This is a genomic window from Microbulbifer sp. ALW1, from assembly GCF_009903625.1.
Taxonomy (GTDB): Bacteria; Pseudomonadota; Gammaproteobacteria; order Pseudomonadales; family Cellvibrionaceae; genus Microbulbifer.
Genome location: NZ_CP047569.1, coordinates 1,894,738 through 1,910,242, shown reverse-complemented (window position 1 = coordinate 1,910,242; position 15,505 = coordinate 1,894,738). Strand labels below are relative to the sequence as shown.

The 15,505-nt window shown below is 57.7% G+C and carries 13 protein-coding genes and 1 riboswitch; of the genes, 5 read left to right on the top strand and 8 right to left on the bottom strand.

Annotated elements, in window-relative coordinates; all coding sequences use genetic code 11:
- Positions 1-62 precede the first annotated feature (62 nt).
- Positions 63-1,445 (bottom strand): UDP-N-acetylmuramate:L-alanyl-gamma-D-glutamyl-meso-diaminopimelate ligase, encoded by a 1,383-nt coding sequence (gene mpl, locus GRX76_RS07760; RefSeq protein WP_160152782.1) that lies wholly within the window; start codon positions 1,443-1,445, stop codon positions 63-65.
- Between the two features lie 347 nt (positions 1,446-1,792).
- Between mpl and GRX76_RS07755 the strand changes: the two genes are divergently transcribed.
- Complete coding sequence (locus GRX76_RS07755) at positions 1,793-3,061, top strand: 6-phosphofructokinase (protein ID WP_160152781.1); 1,269 nt, start codon at positions 1,793-1,795, stop codon at positions 3,059-3,061.
- A gap of 97 nt (positions 3,062-3,158) precedes the next feature.
- Here the strand turns inward: GRX76_RS07755 and GRX76_RS07750 are convergent, their stop codons facing one another.
- From GRX76_RS07750 to GRX76_RS07720, 7 genes are all read right to left on the bottom strand, one after another.
- A complete protein-coding gene (locus GRX76_RS07750; RefSeq protein ID WP_160152780.1) occupies positions 3,159-4,547 on the bottom strand; it encodes a glutamine synthetase family protein in 1,389 nt (462 codons plus the stop codon).
- 153 nt (positions 4,548-4,700) lie between these two features.
- Positions 4,701-5,684 (bottom strand): hypothetical protein, encoded by a 984-nt coding sequence (locus GRX76_RS07745; protein ID WP_160152779.1) that lies wholly within the window; start codon positions 5,682-5,684, stop codon positions 4,701-4,703.
- 173 nt (positions 5,685-5,857) lie between these two features.
- Positions 5,858-6,346, bottom strand: coding sequence for a GNAT family N-acetyltransferase (locus GRX76_RS07740; protein WP_160154878.1), 489 nt, complete (start codon positions 6,344-6,346; stop codon positions 5,858-5,860).
- Positions 6,347-6,375: 29 nt separating this feature from the next.
- A complete protein-coding gene (locus GRX76_RS07735) occupies positions 6,376-7,374 on the bottom strand; it encodes an LLM class flavin-dependent oxidoreductase (RefSeq protein WP_160152778.1) in 999 nt (332 codons plus the stop codon).
- 140 nt (positions 7,375-7,514) lie between these two features.
- Positions 7,515-8,234 carry a DUF6064 family protein gene (locus GRX76_RS07730; RefSeq protein ID WP_160152777.1) on the bottom strand — a complete coding sequence of 240 codons (720 nt, stop codon included), beginning with the start codon at positions 8,232-8,234 and terminating at the stop codon, positions 7,515-7,517.
- Between the two features lie 18 nt (positions 8,235-8,252).
- Positions 8,253-9,188: an aldo/keto reductase gene (locus GRX76_RS07725; RefSeq protein ID WP_160152776.1), complete on the bottom strand. Its 936-nt coding sequence runs from the start codon at positions 9,186-9,188 to the stop codon at positions 8,253-8,255.
- Positions 9,189-9,215: 27 nt separating this feature from the next.
- Positions 9,216-9,620 (bottom strand): hypothetical protein, encoded by a 405-nt coding sequence (locus GRX76_RS07720; protein WP_201276939.1) that lies wholly within the window; start codon positions 9,618-9,620, stop codon positions 9,216-9,218.
- Positions 9,621-9,953: 333 nt separating this feature from the next.
- Between GRX76_RS07720 and GRX76_RS07715 the strand changes: the two genes are divergently transcribed.
- From GRX76_RS07715 to GRX76_RS07700, 4 genes are all read left to right on the top strand, one after another.
- Positions 9,954-10,973 carry a phospholipase gene (locus GRX76_RS07715; RefSeq protein ID WP_160152775.1) on the top strand — a complete coding sequence of 340 codons (1,020 nt, stop codon included), beginning with the start codon at positions 9,954-9,956 and terminating at the stop codon, positions 10,971-10,973.
- A gap of 92 nt (positions 10,974-11,065) precedes the next feature.
- Entirely contained in the window at positions 11,066-12,400 is a 1,335-nt protein-coding gene (locus GRX76_RS07710; protein ID WP_160152774.1) for a peptidylprolyl isomerase, read from the top strand.
- On the top strand, positions 12,397-12,990 hold the full coding sequence (locus GRX76_RS07705) for a hypothetical protein (RefSeq protein WP_160152773.1): 594 nt from the start codon (positions 12,397-12,399) through the stop codon (positions 12,988-12,990). Before GRX76_RS07710 ends, GRX76_RS07705 begins: the two co-directional genes overlap by 4 nt.
- A 92-nt stretch (positions 12,991-13,082) precedes the next feature.
- Positions 13,083-13,198, top strand: a riboswitch (TPP riboswitch).
- Between the two features lie 51 nt (positions 13,199-13,249).
- Positions 13,250-15,403 (top strand): TonB-dependent receptor, encoded by a 2,154-nt coding sequence (locus GRX76_RS07700; protein ID WP_160152772.1) that lies wholly within the window; start codon positions 13,250-13,252, stop codon positions 15,401-15,403.
- Positions 15,404-15,505 lie beyond the last annotated feature (102 nt).

The following is a 15,505-nucleotide window of genomic DNA, read 5'->3' as shown; positions in this document are numbered from 1 at the left end:
ATTCGGGCAAAGCAGTTCCGTATCACCCCGACCGGGGCTCTTTAATGGTGCCAGGCTTGATACTACCCGGCGTATTTCTTCTGCAGGGCACTCAGCAGTCGCTGGTGCACACCGCCGAAGCCACCATTGCTCATCACAATAACGTGACTGCCAGGCGCAGATAATTCAAGCACGGATTCTACCGCAGCGTCGATGCTATGGAGAACCTTCGCCGGCACGGTGGAGTGGTGCACCACCTCATCCAGGGACCAGTTCATCCCTTCCGGTTGATACCAGAGCACCAGATCTGCACCGCTGCAGGCCCGCGCCAATTGTCCCTGATGATGTCCCATACGCATGGTATTGGAGCGCGGTTCAATCAGCGCGATGACTTTTTCACTGCCCACTTTGGCGCGCAAGCCATTGAGGGTGGTCTCGATGGCCGTGGGGTGATGGGCAAAATCGTCATAAATACGGATGCCCTGGACATCCCCCAGACATTCCATACGGCGCTTGACGCCGCCAAACGCCGCGAGGGCTTCCGCCGCGGTATCCGGCGCCACACCCACGTGGCGGGCTGCGGCCATGGCGGCGAGGCCATTTTTCACATTGTGCAGCCCGGTCTGCTGCCACTGAACACTGGCAACAACTTTGCCTTCAAACAAAACCTCAAAACTGCTGCCGTCGGCGGCAACACTGGCAGCGCACCAGTCTCCCAGACGAACGCCGTCGGCGCTCTCGACATCAAGCCGCTGCACCTGGCTCCAGCAGCCCTGATCCAGCACCTGGGTCACCGCGTCTTCCTGCGCCGCCACCACCAGGCCGGAACCCGGTACCGTGCGCACCAGGTGGTGGAACTGTTTCTGGATCGCCGCCAGGTCATCGAAGATGTCTGCGTGGTCGAATTCCAGGTTGTTGATGATCAGGGTGCGCGGGCGGTAGTGGACAAACTTCGAGCGCTTGTCGAAAAACGCCGTGTCGTACTCATCCGCCTCTACCACAAAGAAAGGCGTGTTGCCGAGGCGCGCGGAAACGTCGAAGTTCTGCGGCACACCGCCGATCAGGAATCCCGGTTCCATACCGGCGTATTCCAGCACCCAGGCCAGCATGCTGGCGGTCGTGGTCTTGCCGTGGGTACCGGCAACCGCCAGCACCCAGCGGCCGCCGAGGAAGTGGTCGCACAGCCACTGGGCCCCGGAGGTATAGGACAGCCCCTTTTCCAGCACGGCTTCTACCGCCGGGTTACCGCGCGAGAGGGCGTTGCCGATGATCACCAGATCCGGCGCAGGCTCCAGCTGGGCGGGGTCGTAGCCCTCGGTCAGCACAATGCCGGCACGCTCCAGCTGGGTGCTCATCGGCGGGTATACGTTGGCATCGGACCCGGTGACCTTGTGGCCTTCCGCCACGGCCAGCTGGGCCAGGCTGCCCATAAAAGTGCCACAGATACCTAAAATATGAATATGCATATCAGTGCGAATGCTCTCTCAAAAATTACCAATTGCGTTCAGACCGAGTGTTCACGCAATTTCTCCCACCCGATCCTCAGATCTTTGGCGGTAAAAACGGTCCCGGCGCGGTTCTTGCTAATTAATATGGCAAAAACAGCCAACACTGCCAGAAGCCTTAAATCCAATGCCGCGCAAGCTTATCACGGCCATTTCCAGCAGTAAGTGTCGAATGTCCGCATTTCCATGCAATTGCCATATGAATACATTAGACTTCGCGCCGCGTGAGGCAGCCGCCAAGAGCCACCCACCGCCAACCATCGCCAGAGGTGGTTTACGACGAGAAACCGCGACCCCATAGGATAGACATGTCGAAGAAGAACGCTTTTTATGCACAATCCGGCGGCGTTACCGCCGTTATCAACGCCTCCGCCTGCGGAGTCATCGAGACTGCCCGCCAGCATAGCGACAAGATCGGCACCGTCTACGCCGGCAAGAATGGCATTGTCGGTGCCCTCAGAGAGGAGCTGATCGATGTCAGCCAGGAGAGCGACGAGACCATCGCCGCCCTGCGCCATACCCCCTCCGGCGCCTTCGGCTCCTGCCGCTACAAACTGAAAAGCCTGGAGCAGAACCGCGCCGAGTACGAGCGCCTGATCGAAGTGTTCAAAGCCCACGACATCGGCTACTTCTTCTATAACGGCGGCGGTGACTCCGCGGATACCTGCCTCAAGATTTCCCAGCTATCGGAAAAGATGGGCTACCCCATCCAAGCCATCCACATCCCCAAAACCGTGGACAACGACCTGCCGTTTACCGACAACTGCCCGGGCTTCGGCTCCGTAGCCAAATACGTCGCGGTTTCCACCAAGGAGGCTGCTCTGGACGTCGCCTCCATGTGCGCCACCTCGACCAAGGTGTTCATTCTCGAAGTGATGGGCCGCCACGCAGGCTGGATTGCCGCCGCCGGTGCCCTCGCCCAGGAACAGCAAGGCGATGCGCCACATATCATCCTGTTACCGGAAGTGGCCTTCGATAAAGAGAAATTCCTGAAGAAAGTCCAGGAGACCGTCGACGAGCAGGGTTACTGCGTGATCGTCGCCTCCGAGGGCGCCCAGTATGAAGATGGCACCTTCCTGGCCGACGCCGGTAGCGTCGATGCCTTCGGCCACAAACAGCTGGGCGGTGTCGCCCCCACCCTGGCCAAGATGGTCAAGGACGAACTGGGCATGAAATACCACTGGGCCCTGGCCGACTACCTGCAGCGCGCCGCCCGTCACATCGCCTCCGCCACCGACGTGGAGCAGGCCTACGCCGTGGGCAAGGCGGCCGTAGAAGCCGCAGTGGCCGGCAAGAACGCCATCATGCCGACCATCGAGCGCAACGGCACCGGCCCCGCCGACTACAGCTGGAGCATCGGCGAAGCACCGCTGAGCGAAGTAGCCAATGTCGAGAAATTCATGCCCAAGGAATTCATTTCCGAAGACGGTTTCGGCATCACCCAGGCGGGACGTGACTACCTGGAGCCGCTGATTCAAGGCGAAGACTACCCGCCCTACAAACACGGTATCCCGCAGTATGCGCGCCTGAAAAAAGTACTGGTAGAGAAAAAATTGGCCGAAGGGTTTGACGTCTAAGACTCACCCCCGTCCCAATTAAAAAAGGCCCCGCCTCAATCGAAGCGGGGCCTTTTTTGTATAGCGCGAATTTGTATAGCGCGAAATCGAGCTTGTATTACACGTTCAACAGTAAATGCTGCCTCTCCCAGGGCGAGATTTCCCGGTGAAACAGGCGCATTTCCTCGTACTTGACCGCCGCATATAACTGACAAAAATCCTCACCCAGCGCCTGGCGCACATCGTCGGCGTCGTCAAAAATCCGCAGTGCCTCATCAAACGTCGCGGGAATAAAAAAGTTCGCTTCCTGCCCTTCCGCCAATTCCGATTCCGCCGGTGCGCTGGGTTCAATACCATTGACCATCCCCAGATAGCCACACACCAGGCTCGCGGCAATGGCAAGGTAGGGATTGGCATCCACACCCACGACCCGATTTTCCAGACGGCGGTCCTGGGCGCCGGAGTTGGGCACGCGCAATCCGGTAGCGCGATTATCGTAACCCCAGCCGGTGTTGGTCGGCGCACTGGAATTCGCCTCGGATTCAAAACGCCGGTAGGAATTCACATTCGGTGCAATAAACGGCATCACTTCGCGCAAATGTTTTTGCGTGCCACCGATAAAGTAACGGAACAGGTCCGTGGCATTCCCGTTCTCGTCAGAAAAAATATTTTTACCGGTTTGCATATCCACCACACTCTGGTGCACATGCATGGCGCTACCGGGCTGGTCGCGCATGGGTTTCGCCATAAACGTGGCGAACATATTGTTCTTGAGCGCCGCCTCCTTGATGATGCGTTTGAAATAAAACACCTGGTCCGCAAGCCACAACGGGTCGCCGTGGGTCAGGTTGAACTCCACCTGACCAGCGCCGTCTTCCTGGATCACGGAATCGATGTGCAGGCCCGCGGCTTCCGCGTACTCGTAAATGGTGTCGATCACCGGGCCATATTCGTCGATGGCCGTCATCGAATAGGACTGCAGTGAAGTGCCGGAGCGGCCGTTACGCCCCACCGGTGGTTCAATCGGCTCGTTGGGGTCGATATTCGGTTTGGTCAGGTAGAATTCCAGCTCCGGCGCCACGATGGGCTTCCAGCCCCTGTCCGCATACATGGCCATCACGCGCTTCAGCACATTGCGGGGTGCACAGGCAATGGGGTTACCGTCGAGGTCCTGCAGGTCGTGAATAATCTGCAATGCCGGTTGCTTGGCCCAGGGCACCGCCATTGCCGTAGACATATCCGGCACCAATGCCATATCGCTCTCGGCCCACTGGTTCTCGATATCCATCTCCACATCCTGACCGGTGATGGTCTGGTAGAAAATGGAGATAGGCAGAAAAATCGGTGTCTCCGGCGAGAACTTGTTCAGCGGCATCGCCTTACCCCGGGACATGCCATTCAGATCGGGAATAATACATTCCACCTCATCCAATCTGCGGCCATCGAGATAGGCGTGGAAGGCTGCGGGTAATTTTTCCAACCAGGAACGGGGATCATGCTGATCCATAGTGACTCCGAAGACATCGATAAATAGAGCCGCCAGTGTAATGGAACCGGGAGCCGTCTGAACAGATGGCGACAAGCAGGAACTTTCAGAGGTGCCGTGAAGGGTGCTATCTAGGGAGGGAAGTTCCTAGGGAGACTAGTTCAGCAAAAAATACTATTCAACCGGCTCGACACCATCGACGCTGACGAACGCTTTCGCCATCACCGGATTGTCGACATCCTTATGCATGGTTGCCGCGTGAATATATTCCCGCTGTATCGCAAAGACCTGTTTCATCTCGGGGGAGTCTTTCGCTTCCCGATAATATTTCAGAATCGGATCGCAAAAATAGGCGTTGCATATATCCGAGCGCAGCGCCTTTGGCAAACTGCATCCCGTCGCGGTCTGGTTAATACAGGCGTTTTCGATGCTCTCCTGGGGCAGGCAGGCAAGATACAGCGACACTATCCCCTGCCCGTCCAGATCCGGGTTCGCGTCCATCGTACGGCGCATACTCAGCGGTGACAGGTAGGCGTGATCCTGGCCGGAAGAACAACAGGCGCCCTTGCACAGTGAACACAGATGATCGCCGATCGCTTCCAGTTCCGGCGCATCCCTTTGCTGAGTCTCGCGCAACTGTATTTCCCGGGCCGGCACAAGGTTCTGGTCCCGCGCCTCGAGCAGACCCGGATCCGGGCTCTGCGCCTGGGCGACAATTTTTTCCAGGTGAGCCCGGTAGTCCACTAGCCGCGCTGCATTCAAGGGCGCAACTTGGGTTCGTCCTACCGGGATTACCATCATGTAAGCTGTCCCCTCAAGCGAAGGACACCGCTCCGCTAACGCCGACTGGAGCAGGCGTTGATTCTCCACTTCTTCTTGCCGGATGCGCGCCTCAATATTGCGCTCGCGTTCGGTTTGCTCGGCTTGTTTCTCACGATTCAGGTTTTGCTGAAAAGCCAGCCTTGCTTTGAATACGTTTTCCGGCAGCGATTTTCCCTGCTCGATAAACCGCTGACACTCAAAATTCTGACAAACGGGGGAGTCTTCTGGAGAAGTATTTAAAGAAGGCGACAGGCCTAACGGCGTGTCGCATACCAGGCAGCGAGTGGATTTTTGCGTATGCGCTGAACGTTGAGCGCCCGGGCTTGCTATTTTCATTATCGAAACATCCTTATTTTATACCGGTCTGTATTCCCTCAGACTTTCTTCTTTAGACCCACTTCTTTAGACCGGTTTCTTTAAACCAGTTTCTTTCCTTAGCGGCAGCGAATGCATCACGCGCGCAAAAAGGTTACTAGCGGTAGCCGTGCAAACAAGGGCGGAGTTTCGTACTAATCTGCCAGCCACTTGTACATCACCAAAGCATCCACATAGCCCTGAGTGGGGTGATCAAATGCCCTGGGCAGGCGTCCAACCGTTTCAAACCCCAGCTTCAGCCACAGTCGCACCGCACCCTCATTGGTAGAGGCCACAAAGTTGAACTGCATGGCGCGGTAGCCCAGCGCTCGCGCCAGATCCTGCGAGTGCTCGCACATGGCCGCGGCGATACCACGACCGCGCGCCGCGGACGCAACCATATAGCCACAGTTGCACACGTGCGCGCCGGGCCCCGACTGATTCGTCTTGAGGTAGTAGCTTCCCAGAATCTCTCCCTGATCCTCAAAGACCAGGGTCTTCCTGGGGCTATTCATCCACAGTTCAAACGCCTGTTCCCGCGCAATATCCCGCGGGTAAGCATAGGTGTCGCCGGCCCGTGCCACTTCACAAAAAATTGGCCAGATAGCATCAAAGTCTGCGGGCTTGGCCTCGCGTATCGTCACTGTCAAACCTCAATTCCATTCAACAATAATCAGCTATCGACGCGCGATTGCAGAACCTCGGCCGCCAGTGCAAACGAGTGCAGCCTCGCCGGGTGATCATAAATCGCGCCGGTAACAATCAATTCATCTACCTGGGTGCGTTCGAGAAAACGGTCGATCCAGGGAGCAATGGTTTCTCTCGTGCCTACGGCACTTTCGGCCAAGGCCTGGGTCACCTGCATCCGTTCCACCGGTGATGCAATGGATTCCGGGTCATCCACCGGTGGCTTAATGCGGCCAGGGGTTCCCCGCCGCAGAGCCACAAACTGCTGCTCAATAGAGGTCATCAGCTTGCGCGCCTCTTGATCAGAATCTGCGGCGAAGACATTGATCGCAGCTGCAGCATAGGGTTTGTCGAGATGTTCGGAGGGCTGAAATTTCGTGCGGTACAGATGCAACGCCTGATCCAGCATGGCCGGCGCAAAGTGGGAGGCAAACGCAAACGGCAACCCCAGGGCCGCCGCCAGCTGCGCGGAGTATAGACTCGAACCCAGCAACCAGATAGGCACACCCAGCCCGACACCCGGCACCGCGCGCACCCGCTGGCCCGGTTTTTCCGGCGCGAAGTAGTGCAGTAACTCCTGCACATCCTCCGAAAAGTGATCCGCCGCATGCATGGGATCCCGCCGCAGCGCCTGCATGGTGGCGCCGTCGGTGCCCGGCGCACGCCCAAGCCCTAGGTCAACCCGTTCAGGATAGAGCGCCGCGAGGGTACCGAACTGTTCGGCAATCACCAGTGGCGCATGGTTTGGCAACATAACGCCCCCGGCCGCCACACGAATTTTGTCGGTGCCGGCAGCAATATAGCCAAGCGCCACCGCCGTTGCGGCGCTGGCTACCCCGGTCATATTGTGATGCTCAGCCATCCAGAAGCGCTTGTAACCCAGGCTCTCTGCGTGCCTTGCAAGATCTCGGGAATTCATCAGTGCCTGCCGAGCATCGCCCGTGTCTGTAATTGGAGAGAGGTCCAGTAGTGAAAATGCGCGCACAGTGGCTCCTTGGCTAATTCCAGACAACGAAATTGAGCCAATCCTAGCGCAGCAGCGCACAATTACCTATGGCGGAATACAACGGGGAAGAGGGAAAAAGCACAGTGAAGTCCAATATACACTCAGGTATACACGCAGGCTCAGCGGGCAACCTGGGAATGCCGGCCGCTCAACAATCCTGCGAATACCACCGCCATAATGGCAAACAGCGCCGGATACCATGGAGAGCCAAGCACCTTCAGGGTAACCCCGGAAACCAGTAACCAGAGTAACGGCACCAGCGTCAAAGCCCACAGCCATGAGCCTCTGGCGACCATAAGCAATATACCGAGCGTCACCACCGCCGTGGGATCCGGGTGCAGACCGAAGGCTTCCCCCTGTGACCAGCCACTGCCAAGAGCAACCGCAAGTAGCGGATATCCGACCAAACCACAGCCTGAAACGAGAAGTCCGGCCTGCACCGACGCACTCGACCCAAGCGCACTCGACCCAAGCGCACTCGGCCCTGGCGCGCTAAAAAGAGGCGCGCTCGGTGCAATTCCCCGGCCGGTCACGGCCGGCAGCAACAGCAACAGGCACTGAAGCAGCCAGGCCCAGCAAAAAGCACCACCCGCCCAGTTGAGCGCTGCGTAGCGCTGAGCAAAAAATGCAATACCTATAAACGCCCAAAGTGGCGCAACGAGAACCAAAGCCACCCTGCCACGCCCGGCCAACGCAAGTATTAGCGCAACGATTCCCAGTACCAGTGTCGCCAGCTGCAGCGGCCAGAAATGTTCCCCCATACGCGCAAGCAGGCGGAAATAGACATCCGCATCGAAGGGAATGAAATCCTGCAGTTGATAGGTTGCCCAATCGCCCATACCACCCCCTTTCTGTATTTACAGCGCTTCGATAAATCGCGCCATACGCGCACGGGAACCGGGATCCGGCATTCGCCCACTACCCGCCTGCATATTTTCCTGCATATGCGCCACCCGGGTGGTTGCCGGAATGGCGCAGTTGAGCGCCGGGTGACTGACGATAAATTTCAGCAGGAAATCCGCCCAGGTGCGACACCCCAGCTCCTGCTGCGCCCATTCCGGCACTGTCTCACTGCGCTTTAGCCGCTTGATCAGGTTGCCACCGTCGTAGGGGCGGTTGGCAATAACCGCGATACCTTTCTCGCGCGCTAGCGGCAGCAGCCGCGCTTCCGCGGATCGATGAGTAATGTTGTAGGTGAGCTGGGCAAAGTCGAGCTGCTCCGCAGTCATTACCTGCTCAAATTCTTCGTGGCGGCGACCATGCGAGGTGGTGATCCCCAGATAGCGGATCGTACCCGCCGCCTTCAACTCCCGCAGTACCGCCAGGTGCTCGCGCCAGTCGTCGAGGTTGTGCACCTGCACCAGGTCGAATGTGGGCAGACCCCAGCGCGCAGCGAGGTTCGCAATCTGCTCGCGGGCGCCGCCACCGGCGGGGCTCCAGACCTTTTCCGCGGCGAACAGCGATTTCGGTCTGCCCAGCTGCTTCAGCACATAGCCCAGGGTATCCGGCGCGGAACCGTACATGGGGGAGGAGTCGATCAGGCCGCCACCCAGGCTGAAAAATGCCTTAACCACCCCGGTGCGCGCATTCAGCAGTTGGAGATCATCCCCCACATTGAACGTGCGCCAGGTGCCCATACCGATCACCGGCAGTTGCTCACCACTACTCGGAATCGCCTTGTGCGCAAGAGCGGAAGTTTGTGCCAGAGTCGAAGAAAACCTCGCACAGTAAGCAGTAACCGCGCCGACGCTCAGCAACTGCAAAAATTTTCGGCGGGCTGGTACATCATCCATGACTTATCCCTGATTTTGATCTGTCAGTTAAGACCTGACAGCCCGGAACCATTCCGGTTTCACCAAGGCACTAAGCAATACCAGTATAAAACACGCCAAAACGAACACCTTGTTCACAAACCAGTTAGTGCGCCAGATGGTCCACTCCGGATCCTCGAGAAATACGACAAATTTACTGATGATGATCACGATTTCGATCACCGACATCACCACCGCCAGGCGGCGGGTATAGACCGGTTGCGCCAGCAGCGCCCAACCCATCCACAGATGCGCGATGGGCCAGAGATCCCAGTAAACATGGGTATCCCACGCCTCCCCCACGCCCAGAGCATAGGCGATGGGAAATAGATATTTAATGAACACCGTCCATGCCGTGAGGATAAACAGGAAATGGGCGAGAAACCGAATCCAGGAGTGCACCACAGGTTTCAAATTCTTACTCCAGAGGCTGATACATCAGCTTATACAGCGATTTATACACCGACTGACACATCGACTTATACATCGACTTATACACCATCGCGACATTCAGCGTGCGCCGACAATGCATGCGGCGAACATTACAAAAATACCGCAGGTGAATGAAACCAGACGATCGAATTGCGATGTTCGCCACATTTCTACGACGAAACAAAAGCCACAAGCAACTGTCGTCATTCCGCACGAAAAGCTGTCATTTAAAAACTCCAGACTGGTATAGACCAGAAAATTACTGGCGCGCGACAAGCATCTAGATAAGCAACCACACAAGCAACCGGAGTTTTTATGTATAAATTACTGATCACCAGTCTATTGGCCGCCCTGCTGGCCACTCCTGCCCAGGCATTCCAGCAAATCACCCACAAGCGTATCGCGATCGACGCCGTCAACTATATGCGCAACAACCCCGGCACCACGGAATACGCGAATCTGAAAGCCTGGGTGAACGCCGCCGGCTACACCGTGGACCAGTTTGCCGAGGTCCTGGGCCAGGGCGCCTACGATGTCGATGACTTTCAGGACACCTACCTCTGCGGTGCGGTTACCGGCGACTGTGTATACGCGCCGGTATTCAATGCCGGCGCCTCCCTGGTGAACTACACCAGCTACTGGCACTTCCAGAATCACACCCGCGGGCCCGACGTGCATGGTAACGACCTGGGTGGCTACAACTACGACCTGCTCACCGTGTGGGGGGATATCGACAACCTGGCCGCCAGCTGGCTGGTGGGCGATTACCTGGATGACGGCAATGGTGGTATGTCGGGCTGGTTCTGGGCAGATGATTCGGAGTACAACAGCTACGGCATTACCGAAGCAAACTATCGACAGGGAAGTCATTCCGCAAAATCCATGTACGACGATTTCGAGGAAATTCCCTTCCAGCCCATCGATAACCTCGGCCAGTACTGGTACAGCCAGTTCCTCGCCCAGCCCACCGCGCAAAGCCTCGGTTTTGTCATGCACACCACCGACCTGCTGCAGCCCCACCACGTCTGGACAACGTCCGCATTGAATCACAGCGGCTGGGAAGGCTGGGTCGCCGACTACTATGACAGTGAAAACCTGAACGACAACACGCTAGTTACCCAGGCCCTGAGCAACTTTGTCCCGGTCAACAGCAACAACCACGATATCCGACCGTTGCTCACCCAGGGTGGCGCACTGGCGTATAGCAGCGGTGGCATCGTGTTGTCGAGCACAGATCACAATGACCGGGTCCAGGTAGCGCGCACCGTTGTCCCCAACGCGATCGCCATGGTAGTTCACATCCTGAACCACGCCGCACAGCGGGTAAGCCAGTAACTATCGATAGGTAAATCGATAAGTAAATCGATAAGTAAATCGGTAACGAAAGAATGCCGGTATCTCTCGATACCGGCAGACGGAAATCAACGATGAAAAACAACAAGCTCTGGTTACTGGTTCCGGCAGTCGCAGTGATACTTTTGACCGCTACCCTGTTCACTCCTGCACTGCCAGATCATGTGGCGGCACGTATCGATGGCGAGGCTATCACTTTCGAGGCGCTGGACCTTTTCGTTGCTGTAGCGCGGCAGCGAAACGCGTCCGCGGATCGGGAGTCCGTGTTAAAAGGTCTGTTGGAAAACCGGATCCTGGCGAACAAGTTCACCGGGCAATCGTCCGAGGCTGCTCCCTCTCTAGTGGGTTACGACCGAGATACCCAGCTGGAGCAACAGCTGTTCCGCCTCATTCGCAGCGCTTTCAGCGAATCACTGCAAAACGACATGCGCAATACTGGTACTGGCGACGTCCTGGACTTCCTTACCGCACCGCTATCCATCGATACCGAATACCTGGCGCCAGCGCTGCGGCTGCAACAGCAACTTTACACTTCGATGACGCCACAACAGCAGCAACAAGCAAAAAATCTGGTACTGGCCCGGTATCGTTTTCATCCGCAACAAGCTGAGCGGCAGCTGACGCTGTGGGACTTGTACCGCCGCCAAAATATGCAGCTCAAGGTACAAATGCACAACCTGAATCAGGACTTCATTCGCGAGGCGATCCGGCAGCAGTTAACCATGGAATTTGTACTCGACTGGTTTGAGCGCCAATCCGGTGTGAGTGAACTCTCTCGCACGATCATCAAGCAGTGTGTGGAAGATGCACTGGTGCGAGAATCCGGCCTGCGCCAAATGGGATTGCTACAGGATATCCACGACGAAAACCCCAAACTGCAGGCCCTCGCCAGACAGGTCACCGCTGAGGAAATTGCAAACTATTACTGGCGCCACCGGGACAAATTTACCCGGGTGGAAAAAGTTCATGCCTATCACATTCGCCTGGACAGCCAGGAGCTAGCGGACCAGGTGTACGCAGAAATTCAGGGCGGCTTGTCCTTTGCGGAAGCCGTAACACGTTACTCCCAGGCCGAAGACAAAGCCTCCGGTGGCGCACTGGGGTGGATAGACCGCAACAGCCGTGAGGATCACTGGAGCAAGGCGCTGGCATTTGTGCAAACACCCCATCAGGTTTCCCGACCCGTTCGCAGCCCCCAGAACGGCAAAGTGCTTTACTGGGAAATACTCTTGGTAGACCAGCGGGAAACCGGTTTTCAACCGGCAGACGGCGAGTCAGTGCGCTACCGGGCTGCCAACGCCATTGCGCAGCAAAAGCTACAGCAGACGTTCCAACAGTTACTGCACGAATCTCGGGAAGCCGCCCACATCGAAATACACAGAGAAATAAACCGGAAGAACGCATCATGACGCGCCAGTTAATCACCTTCGCATTTATTTCCGCAGCTCTTCTCGGTGTCTATTGGTCTGGGGTTTGGCCGACAGCGGCTAATGGTGTCCCCACCAATGGCTCTGGGCAGTCATCGCAAAAAGCTGACGCAATCGCCAAGCGGAGTCCCTCATCCTCCCCCTTGCAGTCATCCGACCAGCAACCTGCACAACCGAAAACCGCCAGCAAAGGGCCTCAGGAGACAGAACCCAGCGCGGTTACCTCGCTGCGCCAGACTATGGCCGCAGGCGACCCGCGCATGCCCCCTCTGGCCCCCAGGCCCAGCGATCGGGTTGCTCCCACCACCCAAGAGCTGGCAGACCACAAGCTGTATCAGGCGTACGAAGCGCGTCAGCAGCAGCAGGTGTACGCCTCTTTTGCCGCCGCTTCGGCCAAAAAAATCGCCGATTTAAAAGACATGATCGCACTGGGACGGCAGGGCGGAGTATCACCGGAGCAGCTGGCTGAAGGTGAGAGAAAGCTGGATCGACTGAAGAAGCAGCGGGCGCAGCTGCTAGAGCAGCATCCACAACCTGCAGGAGAAGCGCCGCCGAAGCAGGTCCAGAAGTAGCCACAGAAGCAAGCCCCGTCCTCGACCTGGCGGCTGCTGGGGTTCACATTCACCAGTTCCGACACTTCTGCATATCTGCTACCATCGCGCCCGCAAAACCTAAGGGGTGGCAACCGCCTGAGATGCCGCCAGATCATATCGGTCTGGCCCGCAAACCCTTGAACCTGATCCGGCTAATACCGGCGTAGGAATAGGTAGTCCACAAGCTCCCCTCTTCACGTCGCACTCCGGGTCTCTCACTTATTTGTTCGAGAGAGCCATGAATTCCAATAACTGCATCAAGCCCAGAACCAAATCCGGTATCAAGCCTGTCGCCCAGGCGATCGCCACTGCCACAGCCCTGGCCAGCGTGCCTGCCGCTGCGGAAACCGCCATCGAAGAAGTGGTGGTTACCAGCCAGCTGCGCACGGCCAGCCAGTTTGACACCCCCACCAGTGTGAGTGTTTTGGATACCGCCGTCATTGAAACCCGCGGCGCGACCAATCTTGAGCAACTGCTGAATCTGGCGCCCAACGTGAATTTTTCCAGCGGTGCCTCTCGTGGCCGCTTCGTGCAGATCCGCGGTATCGGCGAGCGCAGCCAGTTTATCGACCCGGTGAATCCGTCCGTTGGCCTGATTGTCGACGGCATCGACTTTACCGGCCTCGGCCTCGCCGCCAGCACCCTGGATATGCAGCAGGTGGAAATCCTGCGCGGCCCGCAGGGCACCGTGTATGGCGCCAACGCGCTGGCGGGTCTGGTGAGCATGACCAGCAATGCACCGACTGCGGAAACCTTTGCAAAAGTATCCGCCGAAGCCGCCCGCTACGGTTCCCACACTCTTTCTGCGGTCACCAGTGGCCCACTGTCAGAGCAATTAAGCTACCGCTTCGCGATACAGAATCAGCAGTCCGACGGCTATGTGCACAACCGCTACCTGGACCGCAAAGACACCAACAATATTGATGAGACCGTGGCCCGCGGCAAGCTGCGCTACCAGGCCAGTGACGACCTGCAACTGGACTTCACCCTCTTCTACCTGGACGCGGACAACGGCTACGACGCCTTTACGCTGGATAACTCCCGCAACACCCTGTCCGACCAGCCGGGCTGGGACCGTCAGGAAGCCCTCGCCGGCGCAGTGAGCGGACTTTGGTCCGGCAACGAACTGTTCACCGTCAAATCCGTACTGAGCGCCGCCACCTCCGATACCGAATACGGCTATGACGAAGACTGGACTCATGTGGGCTTTCACCCCTGGGAATACAGCTCCACCGACAACTACCTGCGCGACCGCGACAACCTGAGCGTCGACGTGCGCCTGGTCTCCACCGACGAAAGTCGGCTGTTCGGCGGCAGCACCGGCTGGGTGGCCGGTGCATACCTGCGCACCGAGGAAGAAGCACTGGAACGCAACGCCAGCTTCGCCAGCCAATTCGATACCGACAATGCGGCCATTTACGGGCAGCTGAATACCGCCCTGAATGCGCGCTTCGAACTGATTGCCGGCCTGCGCCTGGAGCAGCGCCGCGCGGACTACAGTGACTCGCTTGCGGTCACCAGCGATACCAGCGAAGACCTGTGGGGCGGCAATATCACCCTGCAGTTCAACGCCACCGACAACACCATGCTTTACGGCACCCTGTCCCGCGGCTACAAGGCCGGCGGTGTCAACGGTCGCATTATTTCTGCCTCGGAAAACAACCCGGCCATCGGCAGCGACACCTTCCTGTTCGAAACCGAAAGCATGCTGAACTACGAGTTCGGGGTAAAAGGTGATTGGCTGGAAAGCCGCCTGCAGGCCCAGGTCGCCGCCTTTTACCAAGACCGCAGCGACGTTCAGGCCAAGCAGTCCATCTTCAACCCGGACGACTTTTCCTTCGATGACTACCTGGCCAATGCTGCCGGTGGTCACAGCACCGGTATCGAAGCGGAAATCAACTTCCAGGCCAGCGATGCCCTGCAACTCTTCGCCACCTTCGGCTGGCTGAATGCGGAATTCGAAAACTTTGTCAGCAGCACCCACGTCGATGGACGCGATGACAATACCGGGGAAGCTTCGCCGGTGGACCTCAGCGGCCGCGACCTGGCCCACGCCCCCAACTACCAGTACTTCACCGGTGCCGAGTACGCACTGACCAGCAACCTGACGGCGCGCGTGGAACTGGAAGGCAAAGACGACTTCTACTTCTCCAACAGCCACAACGAAAAATCCACCGCCTACGAACTAGTCAATGCGCGCCTCACCTACCGCGGCGACAACTGGGATCTGTCCCTGTGGGGCAGAAACCTCACCGACGAAGTGATCTACACTCGCGGTTTCTATTTCAGCAATCAGTTCGGCAACAATCCGGCCAACGGCTACGTGCCGGAAGCCTACTACCAGCTGGGAGAACCGCGCACTGCGGGTATCTCCGGCAGCTATACATTTTGATTTAGTGAACTGAACTTGCTATGAAGGTACCGATGCCGGGTATACCTTTGCGAGACCGTCTGCGGCCTGGATGGCCGCAGCCGAGCCCCCATGGATGGGTTC

Bases quoted from the DNA above. Each gene is read 5' to 3' on its own strand.
- mpl (WP_160152782.1), bottom strand. From the start codon at position 1,445: ATGCATATTCATATTTTAGGTATCTGTGGCACTTTTATGGGCAGCCTG.
- GRX76_RS07755 (WP_160152781.1), top strand. From the start codon at position 1,793: ATGTCGAAGAAGAACGCTTTTTATGCACAATCCGGCGGCGTTACCGCC.
- GRX76_RS07750 (WP_160152780.1), bottom strand. From the start codon at position 4,547: ATGGATCAGCATGATCCCCGTTCCTGGTTGGAAAAATTACCCGCAGCC.
- GRX76_RS07745 (WP_160152779.1), bottom strand. From the start codon at position 5,684: ATGAAAATAGCAAGCCCGGGCGCTCAACGTTCAGCGCATACGCAAAAA.
- GRX76_RS07730 (WP_160152777.1), bottom strand. From the start codon at position 8,234: ATGGGCGATTGGGCAACCTATCAACTGCAGGATTTCATTCCCTTCGAT.
- GRX76_RS07725 (WP_160152776.1), bottom strand. From the start codon at position 9,188: ATGGATGATGTACCAGCCCGCCGAAAATTTTTGCAGTTGCTGAGCGTC.
- GRX76_RS07715 (WP_160152775.1), top strand. From the start codon at position 9,954: ATGTATAAATTACTGATCACCAGTCTATTGGCCGCCCTGCTGGCCACT.
- GRX76_RS07710 (WP_160152774.1), top strand. From the start codon at position 11,066: ATGAAAAACAACAAGCTCTGGTTACTGGTTCCGGCAGTCGCAGTGATA.
- GRX76_RS07705 (WP_160152773.1), top strand. From the start codon at position 12,397: ATGACGCGCCAGTTAATCACCTTCGCATTTATTTCCGCAGCTCTTCTC.
- GRX76_RS07700 (WP_160152772.1), top strand. From the start codon at position 13,250: ATGAATTCCAATAACTGCATCAAGCCCAGAACCAAATCCGGTATCAAG.